The sequence below is a fragment of the Pseudomonas sp. UBA6699 genome, assembly GCF_002454615.1.
Lineage (GTDB): Bacteria > Pseudomonadota > Gammaproteobacteria > Pseudomonadales > Pseudomonadaceae > Aquipseudomonas > Aquipseudomonas juntendi.
The window spans coordinates 43,933-66,228 of sequence record NZ_DKJF01000100.1 but is presented as its reverse complement, the minus strand read 5'-3'; the positions used below and the strand labels follow the sequence as shown (position 1 = coordinate 66,228).

Here is a 22,296-nt window from a genome sequence, read left to right as displayed (position 1 = left end):
ATCACCCTTCAGTTCTGTTCCCAGCTATGTGCCCGGCCAGCCTCGAAGAAACGGTCGAGCGGCACATGCTCACGGATCAGTCGGGTCAACTGGCTGGTGTCCAGGGCGCCGTGAATGTCGTAGATGGGGGAAACCAGCAGCCTGCACATTTCGCGCAACTGCCGTAGCCAGGGCAGGCGCGCGTCGATCACGTCATTGAGTACCCCCGGCCCGCTCAAGCGGCTGAGGCGGCGGGCATAAGCGTTGAAGGCCACAGGGTTGAAGACCCGGTCGGGCCGTTCGGTGTAGAACGTCGGGTCTTGCTGGAAGCGTTGCAGGATCGCCTCGGAAATGGCGTCCAGGGTGGGATTGCCCGGGTGGCTGCCGATCATGCTGCTGTTGTACTGAATGTAGAAACCCAGTTGGTCATTGCAAACCGGGGGGTACAAAAGCAAGCCATCGGCGGTCGTGCGCAAGGTCTGGCTGGCCAGCGGTGGGTTGCCTGGCCCCGAAGCGGCGTTGAGCAGCCGGTCGTCGGCATCCAGATAGAACCCACCGATCTGCTTGAGCATGCGGTAGCGCAGGATGTCGCTGGCCGAGCTGAAATTGGTGATGCCTGGGTTGGTGATCCCCAGCGCCGCCTGGTACTGGGCGAAATAGGGCGAACTGGCGAACGCCTGGTAGAACGGTTGATCCTCGAGCGGCAGGACGCTCATGTGGAGTGTCCTGCTCCTGAGCAGCGTGAGGTTGGCGCTATAGGCCCTCGGGCTCTGCCGCGAAAGGAACAGTTGGTACTGGTACCCAGTGTCTTCCAGGGCTTCGGCATTGTGCACCAGCGCCTCCAGGAAAACCGGGGAAATGGCCTTGTCACCCACCCATAGACTGGAAACGATGCGCGGAATTGGCGTGCGCTCCAGGGTGTCGAAGTGCGTGTAGTCCATGGGTAGATCCAGCTGGATACCTAGCTGCCGTAGGGTGCCCATGCGCTGTGCGTCGGTGACGACCCGCTGGGCGTCGGCAATCCGCACCAGAGCTGCTGATCCGCCGCTGTCGATTACCCAGCGCTCAGGTGTGGGTTGCCTGTATTCAGAGAGCTTGATGAAACTGTCGGTGTGCAGGTCATACACCACGGGTTGCGTCTTGATGCCCTGGGGCGCCTGGAATGTACCCTCGAAGTAGTGGCCCAGATTATCCCCCACGCGGGTCACCACTACACTTTGCGAGCCTGTCGTAATCCGCACCGTGTCACGGAACGCCGCTTGTGCCGGTACCAGCTGCAACGCATCCGTTGGCACGCTTACAATGGCCGCTTCGCCCAGCACATCCGCCAACTGGGTCGGCCGTAGCAAACCTGGCAAACGGTAGTGGAACGCCTGGCTGGCGCGGGCGATGCCGATGGGCAAGGGCAAGGCATTGAACAGGCCGAAGACCTGGTTTTCGACCCCCTCGACCTTTTCGTCCAGCGAGTGGCCGTTGATCACCTGGTCCATGCCCAGGCTGAATTGTGCCACGCCGCCCACCACCATCACCGGCAGAAGCTCGGGTACCACCACGCATAAAGGCGCCAGCAGGCACTGGGCAACGTTCAGGTAGCTGCCCCAGTGCGTCTTGTTGACCTGGCGGTTGGTGATGACGCGGTAATCCAGGTCATCGTAGCTGCGCTGTTTCTGGCGATCGGCCAAGTGGTCGAACAGGTTACCTTCGATAGGCAAGCTGTGGGTGGGCGATCCGAATTCGATCGTCTCTTCAGGGTCCCATATGCCACTGGTGGCAAAGCCAGGTTGATCGTCGGGCAGGCGATGCGCAGCGGGATAGCAGCCCAGCCCTTTCAAGGCCGTGACGAGGCCGCTGAATTCCAGCCCGTCCGCCCAGTCCGCGGGCGAGAAGCATTGCTGCAGCCACTCGCGGCGGGTTGGGTCTTTGCATTGCTCGGCAAACCAGTGCTTGAGCGCAGACAGGTCCGGGAACTCGTGCAGGGGCGACGCGTTGCCCGGCAAATAAAGGACGACGGTGCTGCTGTCGTCGGCCTTTATGTAGATGATCGATGTACTGTGATAACCGTACACATTCAGCAGGCGGGTGGTTATCGCCCGCGTGTCCAGGGGCAACAGGCCGGCGGCCTGCCAGGCCAGGCGCCAGGCAGGGACACTCAGGCTACCCTCACTGACTTGGTTGTTGCAGGCGGTGATGAAGGCAATTTCCAGTGCGCGTGCGTAGTCTGTCCGGCTCTGCTGCCAATAGCTGTCCAGTTGCGCCTTCAGCCGTTCGTGCAGGTGCAAACCCCATACATAGTCCTGGAAGACTTCGGCGCGGATGGGCAGCAGTGTCGCCGGGCTGACCTCCTTTTCCGGGGTACGCCGATACAGGCCGTTGAAGATCAGGTAGGACATCGCGTTGGAAAGCAGGGGGGGTGGCCGCATACGGTCGACAAATGTCACCGCGTGCAGCGGCGCCATACCCGCCCAATCGCCAAAGTGGAATCCGCCACTGCCTGTACAGGGTTCCCCTTGCCAGTTGGCCAGCAGGGCGTCGGTCAGGCTGACGCGTTGAATCACCTTGGCCTGAGGGGGGAGCCAGGGCTGGCCTTCTTCGCGCTCTGCGTCCTGGTAGTGGAACGTGACGACGTCGATATCCGCGGGGGACAGGAGCACACCGCGTTGCGCTAGCCAATCGCGCAAAAGCTTGTCGGCCAATGTGTCCGGGCGCGGCATCTGGGCCAGCGCGCTGTGCAACAGGCGCTGCTTCATGGGTTGTGGGAAGTTCATCGTTGGGTGTCCGTGGCTATCGGGCGTTGCAGGGTAGCCAGCGGGCACACCGGTCAAGTGCTAATTAATGCTGTCATCCCCTGGCAGCACGTTCATCGGCGAAGGCGCAGGGGTAATGTCGCGCTCGCCCGGCGGTTCGTCGTCGAAGCCCACGGGCACCTTGCCACGCAGTTGCCAGGCAAAGGCGATGATTTCGGCGATGGTCAGGTACAGCGCCTCAGGGATCTGCTCGCCCAGTTCCAGGCGCGCCAGCAAGCGTACGAGTTCGGCGTTTTCATAGATCGGAACCTCGTGCTCGCGGGCCAGGGCCAGTATGGCCTCGGCTACGCTGTCGTCACCTTTGGCCGTCAGGCTCGGCGCCTGCTGGCCATCGTAGCTCAAGGCAATGGCCTGGCGGGGTTGTTGGTCGTTCATGCGTTTTCGTCCACCCAGCGTTGTTCTACTCGGGTACGGGGCCCTTGCGGTGGGATGCCCGCGCGGCATTCCAGGTCGCCGACCTCCAGGCCGCGGGCAAGCAAGCGTTCGCGCAGGCTGCCCAGCTGGCTGTCGATCAGGCGCGCCGTCGGCTCGCGCTCGGCCCACAGCTGGCCCGACAGCTGCCCTTGATTCAACTGGGCCTGGACCTGCATGGGGCCCAGCGGGGGCAGGTCGAAAGCCAGGTCGATACGCCAAAGGGCTCGCAGCGAGTCTGCTGCTTCCTTTTCACGATCGGCCTGCTGGCGCGGCGTTTCTTCGCGCTGCAGTTTGACCTGCAAGGGAATGAACTCCTGGCCGTGGCGAATCGGCACTTCGGTTTGCCACGTGGTCTGCAGGTTGCCGTTTTCCAGTGTGCCGCTTTGTTGCAGGCTGCTCATGGCGTGGCTCTGCAGGCGGGAAATGGCCGCAGCGGCCAGGCGCAGCAGCTGTTGCAGGTCGCCTTCGTCTTCCAGCGCATTCAGCAACCGCGACGGCAGCGGGAATGCCCCGGGCTGTGGCTTGGGGCTGACCCGTTCGAGCAGGCCCAGGGCTCCGCGTGCCACGGCGGGCATGGTCACGGCCAGGCTGTCCGGAGCCAGGCTTGGCGTGCCGGGCGGCAGGTTCGGTGCCTGCGCCACCAGCCGCAGCAGGTGGGCCTTGAGGTCGGTGGCGACAGCGGCTGGGTAGCCCCCCAGCAATTTTGCTTCAAGGAAGGCGCCGCTGTTGCCCAGGGCTTGTGCCACGCCTTTGGCGTCCGCCAGTTGCCGTACGTCCGGCAGGCCGGCCAGCAGGCGTTCGGCGCTGGCGCGCAGGTCGCCAGGGGCATCGGCGCTGCGGGTGAGCTGCTGCAGCGCGTCGAGCAGGCCGGGCAGCGAGGCCTGGCGGTTCTGTTGGGTCATTAGCTGCTGAGCGATGCTCAGTTGGTCCTGCCTGCCGCTCAGTGGTACGAAGCGCAGTGACTGATCACCTTGCACCAGCGCGCTGAGCAGGCTGCCAACCGCCAGCGGGCGCGGGCTGTCGACGCTCAGGGTGGCGCCGGCCTGGGCGCTGTTGAGCAAACTGATCAGTGCCCGATAGACCGGCGCCTGCCCAGGCGCCTGGGCCAATGCCTGGTTGGTCAGGACCTTGCCTTGCAGGAGCGTGCCGACAGGTACCTCGCGGGTATCCAGGCGGGTCAGGGTGGCGACCTGGCTGGCTGTGGCCTGCTGCAATAAAATGGCCAGGCGATTGCCTTCGGTCTGGCTGACGGTAACCTGGCTACCTGGGGCGAGGGGTTGGCCGGCGCTGGCCTGCAGTTGGGTCTGTGCGCCGTTGGCCTGGACCAGCCGCAGGAGCAGCTGGAACTCCTGGCCGCTCTGGCGCAACGCCAGCACTTGGGCTTGCGCGGTTTCGCCGGGCGCCAGCAAACCAGGCTGGGGCTGGACCAGGCGCAGGACCTCGCCGGTCATGGCCGCCTTGGTGGCTTGGTTGCCAAGCGCAGTTTGTGCGCCGAGACTATTGATTTCAGTCATGATTGTATACAACCTGTCGGACCCGGCCTCTTGGCAGCGCAGCGGCGCGTGCAATAATGCCGACCGCCCGTGGTTGCCAGTATAACGGCAGCGCACCGGGCGACTTGAGACACGGGCTTCAGGTTGGCTCGCCTGCCAACCAGGCAACACCGACCTGAGGCCCTCTACACATAAGGCGAAACCGTGACCTTCCACCTCCAAGCCGCAGGCCTGGCCTGCGAGCGCGACTGGCGCCTGCTGTTCGAGCAACTCGATTTCGAACTGGGCGCGGGCGACATGCTGCAGATCAGTGGGCCCAACGGCAGTGGCAAGACCAGCCTGCTGCGCCTGTTGGCCGGGCTGATGCAGCCAACCGCCGGGCAGATTCTGCTGGGGGGCAAGCCGTTGGCTGAGCAGCGTCATGCCATGGCCAGCCTCCTGCTATGGATTGGCCATGCCGCCGGCATCAAGGACCTGCTGACCGCCGAGGAAAACCTCACCTGGCTGTGCGCCCTGCATCAACCGGCCAGCCGCGACGCTATCTGGGCGGCGCTGGCGGCGGTGGGCCTGCGCGGGTTCGAAGACGTGCCTTGCCACACCCTGTCGGCCGGCCAGCAGCGCCGCGTGGCCCTGGCCCGCTTGCACCTGGCCGGGCCGCCGCTGTGGATTCTCGATGAGCCGTTCACCGCCCTCGACAAGCAAGGCGTGGCGCAACTGGAAGCACACCTGGCGGCGCACTGCGAGCAAGGCGGCACCGTCGTGCTGACCACCCACCATACGCTGACGCGCAAGCCAGGCGGTTACCGTGAACTGAACCTGGGGCAATGGGCGGCATGAGCGTATTCATCCTGTTGCTGCGCCGTGAAGCGCGCCTGTTGTTCCGGCGCCCGGCCGAATTGGCCAACCCGCTGGTGTTCTTCGCCATCGTCGTTGCCCTGTTCCCGCTGGCGGTTGGCCCCGAGAGCCAATTGTTGCAAACCTTGTCGCCGGGCCTGGTGTGGGTGGCCGCGTTGCTGGCGGTGCTGCTGTCGCTGGACGGCCTGTTCCGCAGTGATTTCGAGGACGGCTCGCTGGAGCAGTGGGTGCTGTCGCCGCACCCGCTGGCGCTGCTGGTGCTAGCCAAGGTGCTGGCGCACTGGATCTTTTCCGGGCTGGCGCTGGTATTGTTGGCGCCGCTGCTGGCCTTGATGCTCGGCTTGCCCGGCCATTGCCTGCCGGTGCTGCTTGCTTCACTGCTGCTGGGTACGCCAGTGCTGAGCTTGCTGGGTGCGGTAGGCGCGGCGCTGACCGTTGGCCTCAAGCGCGGTGGTTTGTTACTGGCGTTGCTGATTTTGCCGTTGTATATCCCTGTATTGATCCTGGGCAGTGGTGCGTTGCAAGCGGCGTTGCAGAATATGCCGGCAACCGGCCATTTGCTCTGGCTCGCCAGCCTCACCGCCCTGGCCGTGACCCTGGCACCCTTTGCGATAGCGGCCGGGCTGAAGATCAGCGTCGGCGAATAACGAGTCCCGGGCTCTCAAGCCCGGCAAATACCCTGGATGTACCCTGATGAAAATAAGCTGGACGTGGTTCCACAAGCTGGGCTCCCCGAAATGGTTCTATGCCATCAGCGGCCGCATGCTCCCATGGCTGGCCTCTGCCGCCGTGCTTCTGCTGCTGGTCGGCATCACCTGGGGCCTGGCCTTCGCCCCCCAGGACTACCAGCAAGGCAACAGCTTCCGCATCATCTATATCCACGTGCCGGCGGCGATGCTGGCGCAGTCCTGCTATGTGCTGCTGGCCGTGGCCGGGGTGGTGGGGCTGGTGTGGAAGATGAAGCTGGCCGATGTCGCCCTGCAATGTGCCGCCCCGATCGGCGCCTGGATGACCGCGGTGGCGCTGGTCACCGGTGCCATCTGGGGCAAGCCGACCTGGGGCAGTTGGTGGGTGTGGGATGCCCGACTTACGTCCATGCTTATCCTGCTGTTCCTGTACTTCGGCATTATTGCGCTGGGCCAGGCGATCAGTAATCGTGACAGCGCAGCCAAAGCCTGTGCGGTACTGGCGATCGTCGGCGTGGTGAACATCCCGATCATCAAGTACTCGGTGGAGTGGTGGAACACGCTGCACCAGGGCGCCACCTTCACCCTCACCGAAAAACCGGCGATGCCGGCAGAAATGTGGCTGCCGCTGCTGTGCACGGCGCTGGGTTTCTACTGCTTCTTCGGCGCTGTGCTGCTGCTGCGCATGCGCCTGGAAGTATTAAAGCGCGAGGCGCGCGCCAGTTGGGTCAAGGACGAAGTCTTGAACAGCCTTGGGCGGAGGGCCGCACCATGAGCTTTGCCACCTTCGGCGAATTCCTTGCCATGGGCCACCACGGCCTGTACGTGTGGTCCGCCTATGGCATCTGCCTGGTGGTGCTGGCGCTGAATGTCGCCGCGCCGCTGCTGGCTCGCCGTCGCTACCTGCAAGAAGAGGCGCGCCGTTTGCGCCGGGAGAACAACCAGTGAATCCGCAGCGCAAGAAACGCCTGTTGCTCATCGCCGGCCTGTTGGTCGGCGTCGGGGTTGCCGTCGGCTTTGCCTTGAGCGCACTGCAGCAGAACATCAACCTGTTCTATACCCCCACTCAAATTGCCAATGGCGAAGCGCCGCTGGACACCCGTATCCGCGCGGGCGGCATGGTCGAGAAAGGCTCTGTGCAACGCTCGTCCGACTCGCTGGACGTACGCTTCGTGGTCACCGACTTCAACAAATCGGTGCCAATCACCTACCGCGGCATTCTGCCCGACCTGTTCCGCGAAGGGCAGGGCATCGTCGCCCTGGGCAAGCTCAATGACCAGGGCGTGGTGGTAGCCGATGAAGTCCTGGCCAAGCATGACGAGAAATATATGCCGCCCGAGGTTACCAAGGCCCTCAAGGAAAGCGGCCAGGCAGCCGCTGGCGGGGGGAGCAAGCCATGAACGCCGCACTGGTGATACCTGAACTGGGCCAGCTGGCGATGATCCTGGCCATCTGCTTTGCAGCTGTGCAGGCCAGCGTGCCGCTGCTTGGCGCCTGGCGCGGCGACAGCCTGTGGATGAGCCTGGCACGGCCTGCGGCCTGGGGGCAGTTCGCGTTCCTGGCGTTCGCCTTCGCCTGCCTGACCCACGCCTTCATGACCGACAACTTTTCGGTGGCCTACGTGGCCAGCAACTCCAACAGCGCCTTGCCGTGGTACTACAAGTTCAGCGCCGTGTGGGGCGCCCACGAAGGCTCTTTGCTGTTGTGGGCGCTGATTCTCGGTGGCTGGACCTTTGCCGTGTCGGTGTTCTCGCGGCAGTTGCCGCAGGTGATGCTGGCCCGCGTGCTGGCAGTGATGGGCATGATCAGCGTAGGTTTCCTGAGCTTTCTGATCATCACCTCCAACCCGTTCCAGCGCATGCTGCCGCAGGTGCCGACCGACGGCCGCGACCTCAACCCGCTGCTGCAGGACTTCGGCCTGATCGTGCACCCGCCCATGCTGTACATGGGCTACGTGGGCTTCTCGGTGGCCTTTGCCTTCGCCATCGCCGCCTTGCTCGGTGGCCGCCTGGATGCCGCCTGGGCGCGCTGGTCGCGGCCATGGACCATCGTCGCCTGGGCGTTTCTGGGGGTGGGCATTACCCTGGGCTCATGGTGGGCCTACTATGAACTGGGCTGGGGTGGCTGGTGGTTCTGGGACCCGGTGGAAAACGCCTCGTTCATGCCCTGGCTGGTGGGCACTGCGCTGATCCACTCGCTGGCGGTGACCGAAAAGCGCGGGGTGTTCAAGAGCTGGACCGTGCTCCTGGCGATTGCCGCGTTCTCGCTGAGCCTGCTGGGCACCTTCCTGGTGCGTTCCGGCGTGCTGACCTCGGTGCACGCGTTTGCCGCAGACCCGTCGCGGGGCATTTTCATCCTGATCTTCCTGCTGTTCGTGGTCGGGGGGTCGCTGACCTTGTTCGCCCTGCGCGCGCCGGTGGTCAAAAGCCAGGTGGGCTTTGCCCTGTGGTCGCGGGAAACACTGCTGCTGGCCAATAACCTGGTGCTGGTGGTGGCGGCATCCATGATCCTGCTCGGCACCCTTTACCCCCTGGTGCTCGATGCCCTTACCGGGGCCAAGTTGTCGGTGGGCCCACCGTATTTCAATGCGTTGTTCCTGCCGTTGATGGCGCTGCTGATGGTGGTGTTGAGCATTGGCGTGGTGGTGCGCTGGAAGGACACCCCGGGCAAATGGCTGGTGAGCATGATGAGCCCGGTGCTGGTGGGCAGCGCCATCCTTGCGCCGCTGGCCGGCCTGATCGTCGATGACTTCGACTGGCCGACGCTGACTGCCTTCGCCCTGGCTGCCTGGGTGGTGCTCGGCGGGCTGCGTGACATCCTCGACAAGACGCGCCACAAGGGGCTGGTCAAGGGCCTGCCGGGGCTGGGCCGCAGTTACTGGGGCATGCAGCTGGCGCACCTGGGCCTGGCGGTGTGCGCGCTGGGCGTGGTGTTGTCGAGCAACAACAGCGCCGAACGCGACCTGCGCATGGCGCCGGGCGAGAGCGTCGAGTTGGGTGGCTACCACTTCCTGTTCGAAGGTGCCAAGCACTTCGAAGGGCCCAACTTCATCTCCGACAAAGGCACGATCGTGGTCAGCCGCGATGGCCGGGCTGTGACCACCCTGCACCCGGAAAAACGCCTGTACACCGTGCAGCAGTCGATGATGACCGAAGCCGGCATCGATGCCGGCTTCACCCGCGACCTGTACGTGGCCCTCGGCGAGCCGCTGGAGAACGGCGCCTGGGCGGTGCGCGTGCATATCAAGCCTTATGTCCGCTGGATCTGGCTGGGCGGTCTGTTGACTGGCCTGGGCGGGTTGCTGGCGGCCCTCGACCGGCGCTACCGCGTCAAGGTCAAGACCCGGGTGCGTGAAGCCCTGGGCGTGTCTGGAGCAGCTGCATGAAGCGTTGGATCATGGTAGTGCCCCTGGCAGTGTTCCTGCTGGTGGCGGTGTTTCTCTACAAGGGCTTGTTCCTCAAGCCAGACGAGCTGCCCTCGGCAATGATCGGCAAAGCGTTCCCGGCGTTTTCCCTGGCCTCGACCCAGGGCGACCGTACCCTGACCGAGGCTGACCTGCACGGCCGCCCGGCACTGGTCAACGTGTGGGCCACCTGGTGCCCGTCGTGCAAGGTGGAGCACCCGTACCTGAACCAGCTGGCGCAGCAGGGCGTGGTGATTCACGGGGTCAACTACAAGGACGACAACGCCGCAGCGCGCAAATGGCTGGCCGATTTCCACAACCCCTACCAGCTGGACATCCGTGACGAGCAGGGCAGCCTGGGCCTGGACCTGGGGGTGTACGGCGCGCCGGAAACATTCCTGATCGATGCCAAGGGCATCATCCGCTACAAGCATGTGGGCATCGTCGATGCCACGGTGTGGCGTGAGCAGCTGGCGCCGCTGTATCAGGGCCTGGTCGACGAGGCCACACCATGAGGCGTTGGCTGGCAGCGGTGCTGCTAGGCATGAGCCTGGCCAGTGTAGCCAAGGCGGCCATCGATACCTACCAGTTCCGCGACGAGGCAGAGCGCCAGCGTTACCAGGCGTTGACCAAGGAACTGCGCTGCCCCAAGTGCCAGAACCAGGACATTGCCGACTCCAACGCCCCCATCGCTGCCGACCTGCGCCGGGAGATCTTCCGCATGCTGGGCGAGGGCAAGAGCAACCAGCAGATCGTGGACTTCATGGTCGACCGCTATGGCGATTTCGTGCGCTACAAGCCGGCGCTCAGTGGCCGCACCTGGCTGCTGTGGTTCGGCCCAGGGCTGCTGCTGGCGGGCGGGTTCGTGGTGTTGGCGCTGATCGTGCGCCGGCGCCGTGGCAGTGCCACGCCAGGCACCGATGCATTGTCTGCTGAAGAACGCGAGCGTCTCGCCAAACTGCTGGAAAAAGAACCGACCCATGATTGAATTCTGGCTTAGCGCGGGCCTGTTGTTGCTCGCTGCCCTCAGCTTCCTGCTGATTCCGATCCTGCGTGGCCGTCGTCGCCAACAGGAAGAAGACCGTACCGCCCTGAACGTGGCCCTGTATCAGGAGCGGGTCGCCGAACTGGCTGCGCAGCAGGCTGCCGGGGTACTGGACGCAGCGCAGTTGGCCCAGGGCCGCGACGAAGCCGCCCGTGAACTGCTGGCCGACACCGAGGGCGCTGACGCCCCGCGCCAAGGCCACCTGGGCAAGGCACTCCCCCTGCTGGCCGCGGTGTTGGTGCCGGTGCTGGCGTTGGGGTTGTACCTGCATTTCGGCGCAGCCGACAAGGTGGCCCTGACCCAGGAGTTTGCCCAGGCGCCGAAGTCGATGGAGGAAATGACCACGCGCCTGGAGCGTGTGGTACAAGCCCAGCCAGACTCGGCCGAAGCCGTGTACTTCCTCGGCCGTGCCTACATGGCCGAGCAGCGCCCGGCAGATGCTGCGCGTACCTTTGAACGTGCCGTGGCCCTGGCCGGGCGTCAGCCAGAGCTGCTGGGGCAGTGGGCGCAAGCCCTGTATTTTGCTGCTGACAAACAGTGGAGCCCGCAGCTGCAGGCCCTCACCGACGAAGCCTTGAAGGCCGACCCCAACGAAGTTACCAGCCTGGGGCTGCGCGGTATCGCCGCTTTCGAAGGCGAGCGTTACCAGCAAGCCATCAATTACTGGCAGCGTTTGCTGGCGCAGTTGCCCGAGGGCGATGCATCGCGTGCGGCATTGCAAGGCGGCATCGACCGCGCTGCCGAGCGCCTGGGCAGCTCGCCGGCGCGGGCGAACGAACCCGCGCCGGTCGCTGCGCGCCTGAAGGTGCGGGTGGAACTGGCGGCGGCGTTGCAGGACAAGGTCAAGCCGGACGACACGGTGTTCATCTTCGCCCGCGCCAGCAATGGCCCACCGATGCCTTTGGCGGCCAAGCGGGTGACAGTGGCGCAGTTGCCGATCGAGGTGGAGCTGTCTGATGCGGACGCGATGATGCCGCAGATGAAACTGTCCGACTTTGCCGAAGTCCAACTGATGGCACGTGTGTCGCGTGCTGGCCAGCCGACCCAAGGTGAGTGGATCGGCCAAGGTGCACCCCTGTCCAGCGCGACTAAGGCTACCCAACACCTGACCATCGACAGCCCCGATCCGTAAGAGAGCAATGCCATGCACAGCGCCGTCCGCCTGACCCTGATTACCCTGGCCCTGGGTTTGTCTGCGTGTACGACGCAGCAGCCATACGAGCACCCCGAGCCGCCGATAGAGCGGGTGCCGCCCCAGGGGCCGGTGGTCAAGCCATTGCCCGGCGGCCAGCCTTCTACCCAGCCAGGCAAGCCGGCGGCCATTCCCAAGCCGATGCCGCGCACCTCGGCCAGCTTCGCGCCACCGCCGGGTGGTGCCAGCCACTGGGATCCGAAACTGGGCGTCTATGTGCTGGATAAACAACCCAACACGTTCTACCGGCAGCGGACCTACTACCGCTTCGACAATGGTTGGAGCTGGTCGCTGAGCCCGAATGGCCCTTGGCAGGAAACCGACAGCAGCGGGGTGCCAGGTGGGTTGGGGCGTGCATTCGCGCAGTAGCGCTTTTCCAAGACCCACGCTCCGCCGGGGTACCCGTACAGTACAGTTCAACCCGCAAATAGCGATTGACTGTACTGTAGTGTGAGTCCGCATAATGCCCCTTCGCGAACGGAGGTGGCATGCACAAGACAGTCCTGGTACTGGCGGAAACCGTCGATGATTACCTGCCTTTGCTGGAGCAGGCCGGTTACCGACTGATCCGTGCCCCATCACCCCAACAGCGGGCTGATGCCATTGGGCGCCACGCCAAACACACCCAGGCCCTGGTGCTGCGCAAGCTGCAGACATTCTTTGCCGGTGAGCCGGTATTGACGCCGGTACGCCCGTAACCCTATTCAGACATCTGCCTGGCAGCGCCCAGGCAACAAGGAGCGTGTGCATGCAACTCGAGATCTTCCAGGTCGATGCCTTTTCCGCTGAGCCGTTCGGCGGCAACCCGGCAGCGGTGATTCCCCTGCAAAGCTGGCTGCCGGACGATGTACTGCAACGCATTGCCGAAGAGAACAACCTGTCGGAAACCGCCTATTTCGTGCGCAATGGCGAAACCTACGACCTGCGCTGGTTCACCCCGGCCGTGGAAGTCGACCTGTGCGGCCACGCCACCTTGGCCTCGGCCTACGTGCTGTTCGAACAACTGGGCGAGCAGGCGCAGGTGCTGCGTTTCAATACCCGCAGTGGCGAACTGCGCGTCAGCCGCGGTGCGGACGGCCTGTTGGCCATGGACTTCCCGGCCAAGCAGCCACTCGCCGAAGACATGCCGCAGGGCCTGCTGCAAGCGCTGGGCCTGAGCCAGGCGCAGGCGCTGTACCGCAGTGACGACTATTTGGTGGTGATCGATGACGCATCGCTGCTCGATACCCTGAAGCCAGACTTCGTTGCACTGTCGGCCTTCGATGTGCGCGGCATTGCCGTGACTGCAGCAGGGCGTGGTTTTGATTTTGTCACCCGCTGGTTCGGCCCCAACGTGGGTGTGAACGAAGACCCGGTGACGGGTTCGGCGCATACCTCGCTCGCGCCAGTGTGGGCCGAGCGGCTGGGCAAGCAGGTGCTGGCGTGCGAGCAGGGCGGGGCGCGCAAAGGGCAGTTGCTGTGTGAAGTACCGGGTAATGGCCGGGTGATCATCAGCGGGCGGGCGGCGTTGTACCTGCGCGGAACTGTCTATATTTAACAGGCTGACACCGTCTGCCTGTAGGAGCGGCCTTGTGTCGCGATCGGGCCGCAACGCGGCCCCTCGATTTTCGCGTTGATGCGTCAATCCGGGGGCTGCTTTGCAGCCCATCGCGACACAAGGCCGCTCCCACATGGCCCAACCCCTGTTCAAGGAGCCAGCCATGGCCCTGGAAAAACACGGCACCTGCCTGTGCGGCGCCACCCGGCTTACCGTCACCGTCGACAATACCCACATCAGCGCCTGCCATTGCAGCATGTGCCGCAAGTGGACCGGTGGCCCGCTGCTGGTGGTTGATTGCAGCAAGCCCCCGTTGATCGAGGGGCGTGCACCCAGCGTTTATGACTCGTCGGACTGGGCACAGCGTGCTTTTTGCGGCCAGTGCGGCACGCACTTGTACTACCGGCTCAAGGCCAACGACTTCCATGCCATACCGGTCGGCCTGCTCGAGGGCGACCAGGACTGGGATTTCAACATGCAGATTTTCGTCGAAGAGAAACCCGCCTGGTACTGCTTCGCCAACCAGACCAAGGAACTGACCGGCGAGGAAGTCTTCGAGCAGAACAGCTGATTCAGGCCTGCGCCAGCAGCCACTCGGCAAACATTTGGGCGGTGTGCTGTGGTCGAAGCGCCAGCACGAAACACCACGCGCGCTTGCCAAACCGGTGCATTCCTGAGAAAAGGGCGGCTTTGTTTTCAAGCGTTGGAGTATGCCCGTGAGCCAAGAACTGCAGATCATCGAACTGGTCGAGGGGGACGGCAAAGCCGCCGTCAAAGGCGCCCTGATAACTACCCAGTACACCGGCTGGCTGGCCGATGGCAGTGAGTTCGATTCGTCCTGGTCGCGCGGCAAGCCGTTCCAGTGCGTGATCGGCACCGGCCGGGTGATCAAAGGCTGGGACTTGGGCCTGATGGGCATGCGCGTGGGCGGCAAACGCAAGCTGCTGGTACCGGCGCACCTAGGCTATGGCGAGCGAAGTGTGGGGGCGATTCCGCCGAATTCGGCCCTGACCTTCGAGATCGAGTTGCTGGAAGTGCTGACGCGGGATGATTGAGCGGCCGTGGACGCTGGTGTTCCTGCGCCATGCCGAGAAACCGGGCGAGGGCTTGGGCCAGTTGAACTGCCAGGGCCCCAACCGTGCGCTGGACCTGGCCACGCTGCTGCCCGACATGAGGGTTTTAGTCCTTGGCTGTGGCAGTGCAGCGGTTGGCCCAGGTGATGTGTTGGCCTGTGCCGGCCTCTTCGCGGGCACGCCCGCTCCCACAAGATAACCACAAGCCTGAAGGCTGTGGGGGCCCTGTGGGAGCGGGCGTGCCCGCGAAGAGGCCGGTACTGGCAACTAAAGGACTAGCGGCCGAACCGCATCGGCCAACCCACCACCTTCTTCACCCGCGGCGTGGCATAGGTGCGCACCTTGGAGGTACTCAACCCCATACGCACCAGCGACTCGGCAATGGTCACCGCCGCACTCACCCCATCCACCACCGGCACCCCGGTACGCTGGCGGATCTGCTCGTCCAGCCCGGCCATGCCGCCGCAACCCAGGCAAATCGCCTCGGCCTTGTCTTCGCGTACGGCGCGTTCGGCCTGCTCCACAATCGCCTGCACAGCACGCTGTGGGTCGGCTTCCAGCTCCAGTACCGCCAGCCCGCTGGCCCGCACCGAGGCGCAGCGGTCATACAGGCCAGAAAGCTTCAGGCGGTCTTCGATCAGCGGTACGGTCCGGTCCAGGGTCGTTACCACCGAATAAGCATGGCCCAGGTACATTGCCGTGCTGGCAGCGGCATCGGTGATGTCTACCACCGGCACATTCAGCAGCTCCTGCAGGCCTTCGCGGCCGTGTTCGCCATAACCGGCCTGGATCACGGCGTCGTAGGGGCCCTCGTAGGCCAGTACCCGGTCCATCACCGCAATGGCTGCCAGGTAGCTTTCAAAATTGCCTTCCACCGATTCGGCGCCGAACCAGGGGGTGAGGCCGACGATTTCGGTGCCGGGCGCGGCTACCGTACGGGCCAGTTCGGCGATGGCCTCGGTGATGGCTGCGGTGGTGTTGACGTTGGCGATCAGAATACGCATGGGCAGTCTTCCCTGATTAATGGCTGCTGTGGTCGACGGCGATGCACTCGCCGCTGACATCGTGGTACTGGCGGTTGCGCGGCGCGATCAGCAGGTAGAGGGCGGCGGCGATGCCGGCTCCTATCAGCCAGGAAAACGGCGCCACACTGTGGAAGTTGGGCACCAGGGCCAGCACGATGGCCAGCAGTGCGGCCGGCACGAACGCGGCCACGGCGCGCAGGTTGATGCCTTTGCTGTAGTGGTAGGCGCCGGCCGGGTCTTCGCTGTACAGCTGCGGCACGTTGATGCAGCCTTTGCGCAGCAGCCAGTAGTCGGACATGATCACCCCGTACAGCGGGCCGAGCAGGGCGCCCAGCCCCGACAGGAAGTACACGATCACCAGCGGGCTGTTGTACAGGTTCCACGGCAGGATCAGCACCGCCACGGTGGCGCTGATCAGCCCGGCACGGCGGAAGTTCAGGTGGCGCGGCGCCAGGTTGCTGAGCACGAAGGCCGGGGCGACGAAGTTGGCCATGATATTGACCGCCACGGTGACGATCAGGAATGCCAGGCAGCCCAGTACCAGGAAGGGAGTGCTGGGAATGGCCGCGACGATTTGCGTGGGGCTGTCGATGACCTGCCCGTTGATCTGGAATTGCGCACCGCAAAGCACCACGGTGATCACCGCGAACACCAGGATGTTCACCGGCAGCCCCCAGAAATTGCCGACGCGGATGGTCTTGCGGCATGGCGAGGAGCGGGCGAAGTCGCAGAAGTTCAGCACCAGGGTGCCGTAGATCGCCAGCCACAGGGCGCCGCCGGCGAAGATGTTGCGCCACATCTCGTAGCCGGTCAGGGGCTCGGCCACCGACCAGGCGATACGCGCGTCAGCCTGGGCGTACATGAACACCGCCAGCGCTGCCACGGTCAGCAAAATCACCGGGCCAGCGAAGCCTTCGTAGCGGCGTACCATTTCCATGCCGTAGGCAAGAATCACCAGCTGCACCAGCCAGATCGCCACGAAACACACCCAGCCCAGGCTCGACAGGCCAAGAATGCTGTCGTGATCGTAGGCGGCCATGTGCGGCCATACGGCGGTAAGCAGTACCCGCAGCACGACCGAGGCCAGGTAAGTCTGAATGCCGAACCAGGCGATGGCGATGATCGCCCGGATCAGCGCCGGAAGCTGTGCACCATGGATACCGAAGGCGATGCGGCTGATGACCGGGAACGGCACCCCGGTTTTTTGCCCCATGTAACCGGACAAGTTCATGAAGAAGTACACCAGCGCGGCGCCAATGGCCAACGACAACAGAATTTGCCAGCCACCGAGGCCGAGGGCGAACAAGCCCATGGCGAATGAATAGTTGGCAATGTTGTGCACATCGTTGGTCCACAACGCGAAGATGCTATAGCCACCCCAACGCCGGCCTTCGCTTCGCGTGGGGGCAAGGTCGCGGTTATGCAGGCGTGGGCTCAAGGCCAGTTCGGGGTGCTGGCCGGCAAGGGTGGAATTGGGGTGGGTGCTGACGACGGATTGTTCAGGGGCAAGATCGAGGCTGCTACTCATTCCGGCGGGCTCCTGATGCACATGGACTGCGATGAGCGGGCATGCGCACGGGCTCGCCATCTCGTCGATGCAGCGTTGGCATCACAGGGTTGTAGGCGCGGCGGCCGGTAATGGGTCGGCGCCGCAGATTATTGTGTATTTATGTTTTGTTTAAGTTGTATACAAAACATAAGCACACAAAAGCCATTTCTGTGCCAGATAGAATCCAGTTCTTGATAGTGTTTTTTTCAGGATTGAGTCAGGTGTGGGATAACTAGCTGAAATACAGGCGTTATAAATTGACCATTTGAACAAGTTTATTTTTTGGTTTGCAGGATAACTTGATCAAATGGTCAAAATTAGTTGTTGTGCGGGTGTAACGTATTGGGGCTCCGCTTGGAGAACTGCACACAAAAATGGCACTTAAGGTGACATTCTTGTGTACAAAAAATAGTCAGTCGTTCCCTTTCCCTGCTGGCCGGCCCCTCAGTCAGGGTTGTACTGGCCCCATCGGCGGCAACCGCCGTTTGACCGGGCTCTTCTTGATGATTGCGGTGTTGGTCTCGGCCAACACATTGATGCGGTCTAGCAGGGTGTCCAGCTGCTCCATCGAGCGCACATGCAGCCTGGCGATGAAGCAGTCCTCGCCGGTGACCTTGTCGCACTCGGTGAATTCGGGGATGGCAATGATCTCCCGCTCGACTTCCTGCAATTGCCCGGGCAGTGGGCGGATACGCACGATGGCTTGCAACTGGTAGCCGAAGGCACGTGGGTCGACATTGACCGTGTACCCGCGCAACACGCCACGTTCCTCCAGCCGGCGCAAACGCTCGCCGGCGCTGGGGGCAGACAGCCCACTTACCTGCGCCAGGGCCTTGAGCGAGCGGCGTGAGTCCTCCATCAGCGCGTTGATCAACAGTTGGTCGATGGCGTCGGTCATGTGCACCTCAAAGGGTAGGTCGCGGAATTTGCCTTGATAGTAAAGGCAAAACTATGGCTTTGCCTTGCTAATCGGCTGGAAGGTTGCACGGGGCCCCCTGCATACTGGTGCCATCGACGAGAGGAGGTGTGGAATGGACAATTCATTGCGCCGGGGGTCGCTGGAAATGGTAGCGGCCATGCTGATTTCCGGGACCATCGGCTGGTTCGTGCTGGCGTCCGGCCTGCCGGTACTGGAGGTGGTGTTCTGGCGCTGCGTGTTCGGTGCCGTGACCTTGCTGGTCATCTGTGCCGCGTTCGGCTTTCTGCGCCCCGGCGTGATCAGCCGCCCGGCGCTGCTGCTGGCGATGGCCAGCGGCGTGGCCATCGTCGGCAACTGGTTGCTGTTGTTTGCCTCGTATTCGCGGGCGTCGATTGCCATCGGTACCGCGGTGTACAACGTGCAGCCGTTCATGCTGGTGGGCTTGGCGGCGTTGTTTCTGGGTGAAAAAATCACCTTGGCCAAGCTGAGCTGGCTGAGCGTGGCGTTCCTCGGCATGCTGGCCATCGTCAGTGCCCATGGCGCCGCGCAGGGGGGTGGCGAGGACTACCTGCTGGGCGTTGCCCTGGCGCTGGGTGCGGCGCTGCTGTACGCCATCGCGGCATTGATCATCAAGCGGCTCAGCGGTACGCCGCCGCATCTTATCGCGTTGGTCCAGGTGAGCACCGGCGTGGTGTTGCTGGCACCCTGGGCCAAGCTGGGCGGCCTGCCGGGTGAAATGCCGGCGCTGGCCAGTTTGCTGACATTGGGGGTTGTGCACACCGGCCTGATGTATGTGTTGCTGTACAGCGCCATCCAGCGCTTGCCCACGGCGTTGACCGGGGCGTTGTCATTCATCTACCCCATTGCGGCGATCCTGGTCGACTGGGTGGCCTTCGACCACCGCCTGACGCCGCTGCAATGGCTGGGGGTGGCGTTGATCCTGCTGGCGGCGGCAGGGATGCAGCAGGGGTGGTGGTTCAGACCCAAGCCGTTGGTTATCAAGGGCCATTGAGGCCGCTTCGCGCCCTATCGCATGCAAGCCAGCTCCTACAGGTACTGCACAGGGCTTGAAATTTGTGCGCTAGCTGGTTTGCCTGCGAAGCGGCCTCAGCGGGTAGAATGCCGCTTTTGCCAGCCTGCGACCCGTCATGACATCCCCAATCGCCATCCTCGAGCAACACCTGCTCGCCGCCCTCGACCCTGCCCCGCAGGAAACCCGCCGCCTGTTCCACGGCCGCGGCCGCTGCTGGGCGGGCCTGGAGCAGATCACGGTCGATTGGCTGCAGGGGGTGCTGTCGGTCGCCCTGTTCCGCGAACCGCCCGAAGGCCAGCTGGCCGAGCTGGAGACGATGTTGCGCAACCTGGCCGAGCGCCCACAGTGGACCGGCCAGGCCATCATCATCCAGCACCGCTACCTGCCTGACAGCCCGGGCCAGTGGTTGCTGGGCGAACCCTGCCAGCAACGCGAAGTGGTCGAGGACGGCCTGACCTACCTGCTGGACCTGGGCGTGCGGCAGAACAACGGTCTGTTCCTCGATATGCGCTATGGCCGCCGCTGGGTGCGTGAGCAGGCGGCGGGCAAGCGGGTACTGAACCTGTTCGCCTACACCTGCGGCTTTTCGGTGGCAGCGGTGGCCGGTGGGGCCGAGCAGGTGGTGAACCTGGACATGGCCAAGTCGGCCCTGGCGCGCGGCCGGGACAATCACCGCCTCAATGGTCACGACGCCTCGCGGGTGGCCTACCTGGGGCATGAGCTGTTCAAGTCCTGGGGCAAGGTACGCAAGTACGGCCCTTATGACCTGATCATCATCGACCCGCCGACTTTCCAGCGCGGCAGCTTCGTACTGACCCAGGATTACGCGAAGATCCTGCGACGTTTGCCGGAGTTGTTGAGCGCGGGTGGGACGGTGCTGGCGTGCGTGAACGACCCGGGGATCGGGCCGGAGTTTTTGATCGAGGGGATGGCCGAGCAGGCGCCCTCGCTGGGGTTTGTCGAGCGGCTGGAGAACCCGCCGGAGTTTCCGGATGTGGACCCGGCGGGCGGGCTCAAGGCTCTGGTATTCCGCCAGGTGTGATGTTGCTTGTGGCGGCCCATTCGCGGGCTTGCCCGCTCCCACAGGTACTCCACAGCATTAGGATGTGTGGTGATCCTGTGGGAGCGGGCAAGCCCGCGAAGAGGCCGGTAGTGGCAACGTCAAGCCCCCAGAGCCTGCACAGGCAGCGGATACACCTGGGCAAAACTCACATTCTCAGTCTGGTCCACCCGCTTCTTCAGCCGTTCGTTGAACGCCCGGCTCACCGCATACTGCCCACCGGAAATGGTGCGGAACTGCGCCGTCAGGACAAACCCGTTCAAGTCCATGCGGTCCACACCGAAGACCTGCAGCGGCCCCTGCAAGTTGATGCGCAGCAGGGGGTCTTCGCTGATCGACTGGCCTACCTCATGAATCAGCGCCAGTGACGCGTCCACATCACTGTCATAGGTGAACTGCACCGAAAAGAACGCATAGGCGAACTGCCGTGACTGGTTGGTAACCGCCTTGATCTGGCCAAACGGCACCGAATGCACGAAGCCCTTGCCATCGCGCAGGCGCAGGGTGCGGATGGTCAGGCTTTCTACGGTTCCGGCATGGCCGGAGTCCAGCACTACCCAGTCGCCGATGGAAATGGTGTCTTCGATCAGGATGAACAACCCGGTAATCACATCCTGGACCAGTTGCTGCGAGCCGAAGCCGATGGCCAGGCCGATCACCCCGGCACCGGCCAGCAGCGGCGCTACGTTGATGCCCAGGTTGGCCATGGTGGTGATGGTGCAGATCACGATCAGGATCACTTTGATGGCGTTGCGCAGCATCGGCAGAATGGTCCGCACCCGCGTGCTTGGCTGGCGGGCATTGCGGCGCCCGGCAGCTGGCTTGAGCGCTTCCTGGATCGCCGTATCGAGCACCACCCACAGCAGCCAGGTGACCAACAGGATCAGGCCGATGCTCGACAGCGAGTTGCTGATCGCCTGGCCCAGGCGGTTGCTGAGGGCGAAGTCGATCACCGAGAACCCCCAGATGCGCCCCAGCAGCTCGATGAAGGCCACTGCCATGGCAATGCGCAGCAGGGCGTGGGCGAGGCTGCGCAGCAGTTCCTTGTAGGGCCGCACCCGCTGCGCCGGGTCGCTTTCGCGGGGGGCCAGCAAGTGTTGCAGCAAGGTGCTGAGGAACAGCGTCGAGACCAATAGCACGGTGGTCAGCAGCGCATTCTGCAGGGCTTTCTGGCTTTCGGCACCGGCACCTATCAGGTTGACTGCCGAGACCAGGATCATCAGCAGGATTGGCAGGTACCACAGTGTCGAGAAAATGCGCAGGGTTTCCTGCACGGCGCGGTGTTGTACCCGGTCCTTGTACGCGCGGTTGCGGATCAAGTGGGCGACCGGGCGCCGCAGGCGGATCACCAGGCTGGCGAAGATGAAGGTGGCAGTCAGGCCGGTGACCACCGCGACGCTGGCGGTGATGTTGCCGCCAAGCTGGCGGGCGATCTGCGGGCTGGTCAGGGCGTCGCTCCAGGCGGCAAGGAAGCCGATGAGGAACAGCGGCCGTGGTGCCAGGCGCTTGATCACCGCCACGCCAGGGCGTTTATGGCCAGCGTCGAACAGGGTGATCAGGCAGAGGATGATCGACGTCGAGAACAGCCCGCTGCTGGTCGCATAGGCCAGGCTCAGGCCAAGCGCGCGTGCCACGGAGGGGTCGAGGAAGCGGCTCACATAGAGCGTCACGGGCAGGCTGGCCAGGGCTGGCAAGGTGTAGGGCAACAGGTACCCCAGCAGGCCACTGACGCGTTTGTGCTCGCGCAGCCAAGGGCGGCGCGACACCCGTTTGGCGACCCAGCGCCCACCACCGCCAAGCAGGCCGAACGCGGCCCCCCAGGTGAGGGTCAGGAGCAGGAAGTTGCCCGCCAGGTGCAGTGAGTCACTGGCCGAATGGCGGTCGACCAGGCGCTCCACTTCCTGGGCGGCGCGGTCGGTGCGCAGGCGCCAGGCGTCAACCAGGTGGGCGTCGAGGTCCATCTGCCGGGCAGCGCTGTCCAGGCCATCGGCCAGGGCGCCCAGCAGGCCGCCTTGCAAGACCGGCTCGGGTTCGGCGGGTTGGTCCTCGCTGGGGGCGGGGTCGGCAGCCAGCAGGTGAGTGCTCAACAGGCAGCCGAGCAGCAGGGTCGAGAGGAAACGCAGCACTGGAGTACTCCTTGGGCCGGGGTGAGCGGGGCAGGGTTACTCAAGGAACGGAGGCTGCAGGGGTGGGAAAGTTCGATTTGGGTGTGTTGTCCGGCCTGGCCTG

At 64.0% G+C, this 22,296-nt stretch carries 22 protein-coding genes and 2 pseudogenes; 17 read left to right on the top strand and 7 right to left on the bottom strand.

Annotation, left to right across the window (positions count from 1 at the left end; all coding sequences use genetic code 11):
- Positions 1–8 precede the first annotated feature (8 nt).
- Genes B3361_RS19460 through B3361_RS19450 form a run of 3 tightly spaced genes read right to left on the bottom strand, consistent with a single transcriptional unit; the run spans position 9 to position 4,711 of the window.
- Entirely contained in the window at positions 9–2,744 is a 2,736-nt protein-coding gene (locus B3361_RS19460) for a dermonecrotic toxin domain-containing protein (RefSeq protein ID WP_054904664.1), read from the bottom strand.
- Between the two features lie 60 nt (positions 2,745–2,804).
- Complete coding sequence (locus B3361_RS19455) at positions 2,805–3,158, bottom strand: EscU/YscU/HrcU family type III secretion system export apparatus switch protein (RefSeq protein ID WP_054881293.1); 354 nt, start codon at positions 3,156–3,158, stop codon at positions 2,805–2,807.
- Positions 3,155–4,711, bottom strand: coding sequence for a flagellar hook-length control protein FliK (locus B3361_RS19450; RefSeq protein WP_054904663.1), 1,557 nt, complete (start codon positions 4,709–4,711; stop codon positions 3,155–3,157). Before B3361_RS19450 ends, B3361_RS19455 begins: the two co-directional genes overlap by 4 nt.
- A gap of 183 nt (positions 4,712–4,894) precedes the next feature.
- Between B3361_RS19450 and ccmA the strand changes: the two genes are divergently transcribed.
- The 15 genes and pseudogenes from ccmA to B3361_RS19375 all read left to right on the top strand — a co-directional run.
- A complete protein-coding gene (ccmA, locus tag B3361_RS19445; RefSeq protein ID WP_054904662.1) occupies positions 4,895–5,527 on the top strand; it encodes a cytochrome c biogenesis heme-transporting ATPase CcmA in 633 nt (210 codons plus the stop codon).
- A complete protein-coding gene (gene ccmB, locus B3361_RS19440; RefSeq protein WP_009681931.1) occupies positions 5,515–6,192 on the top strand; it encodes a heme exporter protein CcmB in 678 nt (225 codons plus the stop codon). The genes ccmA and ccmB overlap by 13 nt, the downstream gene beginning before the upstream one ends.
- A 46-nt stretch (positions 6,193–6,238) precedes the next feature.
- Entirely contained in the window at positions 6,239–7,006 is a 768-nt protein-coding gene (locus tag B3361_RS19435; RefSeq protein ID WP_054881296.1) for a heme ABC transporter permease, read from the top strand.
- Positions 7,003–7,179 carry a heme exporter protein CcmD gene (gene ccmD, locus B3361_RS19430; RefSeq protein WP_009681933.1) on the top strand — a complete coding sequence of 59 codons (177 nt, stop codon included), beginning with the start codon at positions 7,003–7,005 and terminating at the stop codon, positions 7,177–7,179. The genes B3361_RS19435 and ccmD overlap by 4 nt, the downstream gene beginning before the upstream one ends.
- Positions 7,176–7,631 (top strand): cytochrome c maturation protein CcmE, encoded by a 456-nt coding sequence (ccmE, locus tag B3361_RS19425; RefSeq protein WP_009681934.1) that lies wholly within the window; start codon positions 7,176–7,178, stop codon positions 7,629–7,631. Before ccmD ends, ccmE begins: the two co-directional genes overlap by 4 nt.
- Before the next feature lie 11 nt (positions 7,632–7,642).
- Positions 7,643–9,616 (top strand): heme lyase CcmF/NrfE family subunit, encoded by a 1,974-nt coding sequence (locus tag B3361_RS19420; RefSeq protein WP_172828403.1) that lies wholly within the window; start codon positions 7,643–7,645, stop codon positions 9,614–9,616.
- A complete protein-coding gene (locus B3361_RS19415) occupies positions 9,613–10,149 on the top strand; it encodes a DsbE family thiol:disulfide interchange protein (protein ID WP_054881297.1) in 537 nt (178 codons plus the stop codon). The genes B3361_RS19420 and B3361_RS19415 overlap by 4 nt, the downstream gene beginning before the upstream one ends.
- Positions 10,146–10,622, top strand: coding sequence for a cytochrome c-type biogenesis protein (locus tag B3361_RS19410; RefSeq protein ID WP_054890112.1), 477 nt, complete (start codon positions 10,146–10,148; stop codon positions 10,620–10,622). Before B3361_RS19415 ends, B3361_RS19410 begins: the two co-directional genes overlap by 4 nt.
- Positions 10,615–11,811, top strand: a complete 1,197-nt coding sequence (gene ccmI, locus B3361_RS19405) for a c-type cytochrome biogenesis protein CcmI (protein ID WP_054904660.1) — start codon at positions 10,615–10,617, stop codon at positions 11,809–11,811. Before B3361_RS19410 ends, ccmI begins: the two co-directional genes overlap by 8 nt.
- A 12-nt stretch (positions 11,812–11,823) precedes the next feature.
- Complete coding sequence (locus B3361_RS19400; protein WP_054881300.1) at positions 11,824–12,240, top strand: hypothetical protein; 417 nt, start codon at positions 11,824–11,826, stop codon at positions 12,238–12,240.
- Between the two features lie 119 nt (positions 12,241–12,359).
- Positions 12,360–12,515 (top strand): annotated as a pseudogene (locus tag B3361_RS19395) (2-hydroxyacid dehydrogenase); the annotation flags it as partial.
- A gap of 104 nt (positions 12,516–12,619) precedes the next feature.
- Entirely contained in the window at positions 12,620–13,408 is a 789-nt protein-coding gene (locus B3361_RS19390; RefSeq protein ID WP_054904658.1) for a PhzF family phenazine biosynthesis protein, read from the top strand.
- A gap of 163 nt (positions 13,409–13,571) precedes the next feature.
- On the top strand, positions 13,572–13,979 hold the full coding sequence (locus B3361_RS19385; protein ID WP_054904680.1) for a GFA family protein: 408 nt from the start codon (positions 13,572–13,574) through the stop codon (positions 13,977–13,979).
- 145 nt (positions 13,980–14,124) lie between these two features.
- Complete coding sequence (locus B3361_RS19380) at positions 14,125–14,463, top strand: FKBP-type peptidyl-prolyl cis-trans isomerase (protein WP_009681945.1); 339 nt, start codon at positions 14,125–14,127, stop codon at positions 14,461–14,463.
- 10 nt (positions 14,464–14,473) lie between these two features.
- Positions 14,474–14,578, top strand: a pseudogene (locus tag B3361_RS19375) (histidine phosphatase family protein); the annotation flags it as partial.
- Positions 14,579–14,756: 178 nt separating this feature from the next.
- Here the strand turns inward: B3361_RS19375 and B3361_RS19370 are convergent.
- The 3 genes from B3361_RS19370 to B3361_RS19360 all read right to left on the bottom strand — a co-directional run bounded on the left by B3361_RS19370 (position 14,757) and on the right by B3361_RS19360 (position 17,953).
- A complete protein-coding gene (locus B3361_RS19370; RefSeq protein WP_054904657.1) occupies positions 14,757–15,485 on the bottom strand; it encodes an aspartate/glutamate racemase family protein in 729 nt (242 codons plus the stop codon).
- A gap of 16 nt (positions 15,486–15,501) precedes the next feature.
- On the bottom strand, positions 15,502–17,034 hold the full coding sequence (locus B3361_RS19365) for an NCS1 family nucleobase:cation symporter-1 (RefSeq protein WP_054881305.1): 1,533 nt from the start codon (positions 17,032–17,034) through the stop codon (positions 15,502–15,504).
- Between the two features lie 469 nt (positions 17,035–17,503).
- Complete coding sequence (locus tag B3361_RS19360; protein WP_154211520.1) at positions 17,504–17,953, bottom strand: Lrp/AsnC family transcriptional regulator; 450 nt, start codon at positions 17,951–17,953, stop codon at positions 17,504–17,506.
- A gap of 133 nt (positions 17,954–18,086) precedes the next feature.
- On the opposite strand from B3361_RS19360, the gene B3361_RS19355 reads away from it, so the two are divergent.
- The gene (locus tag B3361_RS19355; protein ID WP_054904655.1) at positions 18,087–18,986 is read left to right on the top strand and encodes a DMT family transporter; all 900 of its coding nucleotides are present in this window, start codon (positions 18,087–18,089) and stop codon (positions 18,984–18,986) included.
- 136 nt (positions 18,987–19,122) lie between these two features.
- Entirely contained in the window at positions 19,123–20,049 is a 927-nt protein-coding gene (locus B3361_RS19350; protein WP_054904654.1) for a class I SAM-dependent methyltransferase, read from the top strand.
- A 119-nt stretch (positions 20,050–20,168) separates the two neighbouring features.
- On the opposite strand, the gene B3361_RS19345 is transcribed toward B3361_RS19350, so the two are convergent.
- Entirely contained in the window at positions 20,169–22,193 is a 2,025-nt protein-coding gene (locus B3361_RS19345) for a mechanosensitive ion channel family protein (RefSeq protein WP_054904653.1), read from the bottom strand.
- Positions 22,194–22,296: the final 103 nt, after the last annotated feature.